Raw genomic sequence first — 4,433 nt, 5'->3', positions numbered from 1 at the left:
CCGGTCTGGCGCGGCTGGTCGCCGCGCTCGACGACGGCGACGGCCTGCTCGCGCCAGACCGGGTGTCGCCGACATGACCGCGCCCGCCTCAGACACTCTGCTCAGCGGGCTCGGTGACCGAGGTGTCGCGCTCCCAACCCTCCAGCTCCAGCTTGATGCTCTGGATGGCGACCACCGCCGTCGCGGCGTCCAGCGCGGGCAGCGCCTGGTACTCGGAGACCCAGCAGCGGAACAGCTTGTAGCTGAGCACCTTCTGGTTAGCCTCGTTGAACACGTCGACGATCAGGTCCTTGCGGAAGTCCCGCAGCGAGATGCCGGGCTGGCGCAGGCTGGCCACCTTGTTCGCCCAGGCCTCGAAGGCCAGGTCGTGCGTGACGCCACGCTCCAGCGTCACCGCGTCGTACGTGGTCAGGCCCGGGCTCTTGCGGTCGTGGCCGGGGTCGCCGCCGACCCGGTGCGTGACCGGCGCCGTCGACCGCTTCAGTGGGGACATCTTCGACAGTCCCGCCACGTACACGCCGTCCCAGCGGACGCGGAACATGTGGCTCTTGTACGGGTCGAAGCGCGTGGGGTTCACGCTGAACTCGGCCATGTCACTCTCCTGCCTGGCTCAGCTGGGTGATGGTGATGATCACGAACTCGGCGGGCTTGAGTGGGGCGAACCCCACCACGACGTTGACCCGGCCGTTGTCGATCTCGGTCTGCGGGTTGACCGAGGAGTCGCAGATGACGAAGAAGCTGTCCGACTCGGCGTGCTTCTCCGACTGCTGGAACGCGCCCTGCCGGAACAGCCCCCGCATGAAGCCCCCCACCGCCAGGCGCAGCTGCGCCCACAGGTCCGGGTCGTTCGGTTCGAAGACGGCGAACTGGGTGCCCAGGTAGAGGCTGGTGCGGATGTAGTCGGTGAGCCGGCGGACGGGGACGTACTTGGAGTCGCTGGAGAGCACGTCGCTGCCCGCGAGGGTCCGGGCGCCCCAGACCACCATGCCGGCGCCGGGGAAAGTACGCAGCACGTTGAGCCCGAGCGGGTTCAGCGTGCCGGAGACGTCGTCGTTGGTGGGCGCGGTGAGCCCGACCGCGCCGGCGATGCCGGCCTCCAGCCCGGCCGGGGCCTTCCACACCCCACGCGCCGCGTCGGTGCGGGCCATGATCCCGGCGACCGCGCCGCTGGCTCCCCACCCGTCGGCGCCGCCGTCGGCGGTGACCAGGCGGGGCCAGTAGACGGCGCCGTGCGCGCCCTGCGCCCGCAGCAGGTTCGCGGCGGTCTTCAGCTGCGTTGGGTTCAGCCCGGGCGCGGGGTCGATTATCAAAAAGGCGTTCTGCCGCCGGCAGTAGTCCAGGGCGGTGTTGACCGAGGCGGTGTCGGCGGTCGTCACGCCCGGCAGGCAGAGCAGGTTGAACCGGGGGAAGTCCAACGTGTCCAGGGCGAGCATGCCCTGACCGGTGGTGGCCGAGACGATCTCGTTGGCCCCGACGGTCGCCCCGTCGGAACCGCCGGCCAGCGGCGCGGCCGCGGCGACGGCCGGCCGGTACGGCGCGCTCGCGCTCACCTCGGCGCCGCCCCGGGCCACGCCCAGCCCGAGATCGGCCGACGCGTCGTTCAGGCCGCTCAGCCCGACCACGACGGCGCTGTTCAGGTCGCTGGTCTTGCTGGTCAGCACGAGCTTGCCGCCGGACACGCTGGCGGTCACCGGCCAGATCGAGCCGGTCGCGTTGATGTGGTCCCGGACCTGCGCCAGGGTGTGGGAGACAGGCGGGTCCTCGGTCGGGAAGAGGACGTAGTCGTTCGCCGGCCCCTGGTCGACCGAGAGTCGCAACGTCTTGCCGGTCACGGTGACGTTCGCGGGGCTCAGCGCCCCGGTGGACGTCCCGGCCGAGGGCGCGGGCGCCGGCGCGCCGGTGACCTGGGCGGTGGCCAGCGTGCTGGCGTTGAGCACGGAGACCACGTAGCGGGTGCTGGCGGGGGACATCGACAGCTCCCGCCACACCTCCTTGGCGGTCACCGTCGCCGGCCCGCCGCCGACGCCCGGCATCCACTCGGTGAGCTCCAGGTTGAACCGGTCGGACGGGAAGTCGTCGGCCGCCTTCACCTCGGCGAAGAGGCCGGTCTGGGCCGTCGTGCCGGCGCCGCTGCCGTTGGCGTACGCGCCGCGCGAGCGGGCCCGGAGGGTCACCGTCAACCCGTTCGCGGCGGGCAGCGCGAGGAAGCCGGCGGCCGCGCCGGCGCCGAGTGCCCGGACCACGACGGCCTGGGCACCGCCGTTGACGAAGAACTGCCCGACCGCGTGTCCCATCGGGTGCCCGGTGTCCATCACGTCGCCGAACTGGCGCAGATAGTCGGCGAAGCTGGACACCGCCACGGGGCTGTCCCCGGGGCCCTTGCGGGCGGCGCCGACGAACGCGGTCAACGAGGTCGACACACCGGTGATCGCGTGGCTGCCCGACGGGCGTTCGAGCACGTACACGCCGGGGTATGTGGTCTGCACGCTCATGTGCGGATTCTCGCCAGCGCTCGTTGCCGACCCGTCTCCCGCGTGTGGCCGGGCCGTCGCGGACGCGTTGTCCGCGCGTCTCCGCGGCGTCACCGCCGCGCCCGGCCGCAGCGCGGCGCCGCCGACGCGGGGAGCCGCCGATGACCGAACAGGTACCCAGGATCGCCCGCCCGGCGGAACGCCGGGTCGGCCCGCAGGGCCGTGGGGTGCCCGGGTCCGGGCGGCGGATGGCGCGGGCGGCGGGGCGCGGTCAGCCGACCGGCACGGGCAGCATCTCCTGGAGCTGCCGGCTGGGCGGCAGCCGCAGCTCGTCCCAGAGCAGGTCGCGGAACCGGCCGTACTGCCGGACCGCCTCCGACGTGTTGCCCTCGACCAGGTGGGCCGCGATCACGATCCGCTGGGCGCTCTCCCGCAACGGGTCGAGCCCGACCGCGGCGAGCGCGGCGACCAAGGCCGTGGCGGTACGGCCGGCCTTCAGGTCGTTGCGGGCGAGCGCCTCCAGGGTGTGCAGGCGCACCTGGCGCAGCGACTCGCGCCGCCCGTCCAGCCAGTCGTAGGACCACTCCGGCAGCAGGTCGCCCTCCAGGAGGCGCACGGCCCGCCGGTCCACCGCCGGCTCGCTGTCGGTGACCGCCTCCGAGAGCCGGTAGATCTCGTGCAGGTCGACCTCGGTGTCCCGGGCCAGTCCGAGGTGCTGGTTCTCCTGCTCCAGCAGCCCGGACACATGCCGGTTGAGCCGCCAGAGCGCCTGCCGCAGCGAGGCATTGGCGTCGCGCTCGCTGCGCTCCGGCCACAGCGTCCCGGCCAGGGTGGCCCGGGTCCGGGGGTGCTCGGTGACGGCGAGGCAGCCGATCAACCGCTGGCTGCCCTCGGGTAGCGCGACATACCGCCCGTTGACCAGCACGCGGAAGCGGTGCAGCACCTCGACGCGCACGTGTCGGACCTGAGTCTTCGCCGTACCCTCCACCGGCCCTCCCGCGAGTGTCGCCGCCGCTCGCCCCGCAGCCGGACACGGGTCACGTGCCAGCGTGACCAGCGGACGTGTTCCGGGCTCTCACCCGGTCTCCGTGACCGCTTCGCGATCATCCTCAGGCATCTTCGCAGTCCCGACCCGAGCCGGGCGACGGTGTGTAAGAAAGCCGATGCAAGCCGCCGACGGGCCGGCCGGAGCCGGGCGGGGATCGGGCGGAGCCCGATCACCCCGCCCGATCCGTGGCGCCGGTCGCGTCAGGCGGGCACGACGTCGAGCCGGGGCCCGGCCGGCTTCGGCGTGCCGGCCAGGGACAGCAGCGTCTGCCCGGTGCTGTCATCGACCACGGCGACCCGCACGGTGTCCGGATCCTGGTCGGCCAGGGGCGCGGCGAACACCGCGGTCACCGGGCGACCCCGGAACAGCGCGGCGTGCCCGACGAAGCGCCAGTCGCCGTCGTCCCAGTGGTCGCGCACGTCCGAGCGGAGCAGCGGTGCGACCCGCCGGTAGGCGTCGCTGAGCTGGACCTGCTGGAGGGTGGCCAGCAGCGGGAGGCCGGAGCCGCCACGCAGCGGGTGGGTCAATCGGGCCCGCAGCCGACGCAGCGGCAGCAGCCAGATGCGGTCCAGTTCGGGGGAGAGCGCCACGACCAGCACCGACTCGGCGAGCAACAGGGCGGCACCGGCCAGCGGCCGTGCGCCCAGGGCCGCCGGCCAGCCACCGGGGGCCAGTGCCGCCAGCCCAGCCGCCACCACCAGCAGTGCGGCCCGCGCCAGGCTGCGGTGGGAGACCGGGGTTGCCCGGGCGCTCAGGCAGCCGCACGAGGAACTGGGTGCGGCGCGGCGGGCGTAGGTCAGGTAGCCGAGGAAGCCGACCGCCAGCACGGCCGCCGCGGCCGCCGCCGGCAGTCGGGCGGGCGGCAGGAGGAGCAGCGCCCCCACGGTCAGCTCCACCCCGCCGAGCAGGCGGTA

At 73.7% G+C, this 4,433-nt stretch carries 4 protein-coding genes; all 4 read right to left on the bottom strand.

Annotation, left to right across the window (positions count from 1 at the left end; all coding sequences use genetic code 11):
• Positions 1-88: 88 nt before the first annotated feature.
• Positions 89-592 (bottom strand): phage tail protein, encoded by a 504-nt coding sequence (locus tag ACWEVO_RS31065; protein ID WP_452311024.1) that lies wholly within the window; start codon positions 590-592, stop codon positions 89-91.
• A gap of 1 nt (position 593) precedes the next feature.
• Positions 594-2,492, bottom strand: a complete 1,899-nt coding sequence (locus tag ACWEVO_RS31060) for a phage tail sheath subtilisin-like domain-containing protein (protein ID WP_452311023.1) — start codon at positions 2,490-2,492, stop codon at positions 594-596.
• A gap of 250 nt (positions 2,493-2,742) precedes the next feature.
• The gene (locus tag ACWEVO_RS31055; RefSeq protein ID WP_452311022.1) at positions 2,743-3,426 is read right to left on the bottom strand and encodes an AfsR/SARP family transcriptional regulator; all 684 of its coding nucleotides are present in this window, start codon (positions 3,424-3,426) and stop codon (positions 2,743-2,745) included.
• Between the two features lie 293 nt (positions 3,427-3,719).
• Positions 3,720-4,433: MauE/DoxX family redox-associated membrane protein (locus ACWEVO_RS31050; RefSeq protein ID WP_452311021.1), on the bottom strand; the 714-nt coding region annotated here is incomplete at its 5' end.

The organism is Micromonospora sp. NPDC003776, from assembly GCF_053605645.1.
This window is presented reverse-complemented; position numbering and strand designations above follow the sequence as displayed.

Coding starts and splice junctions, on each gene's coding strand:
- ACWEVO_RS31065 (WP_452311024.1), bottom strand. CDS start 592: ATGGCCGAGTTCAGCGTGAACCCCACGCGCTTCGACCCGTACAAGAGC.
- ACWEVO_RS31060 (WP_452311023.1), bottom strand. CDS start 2,492: ATGAGCGTGCAGACCACATACCCCGGCGTGTACGTGCTCGAACGCCCG.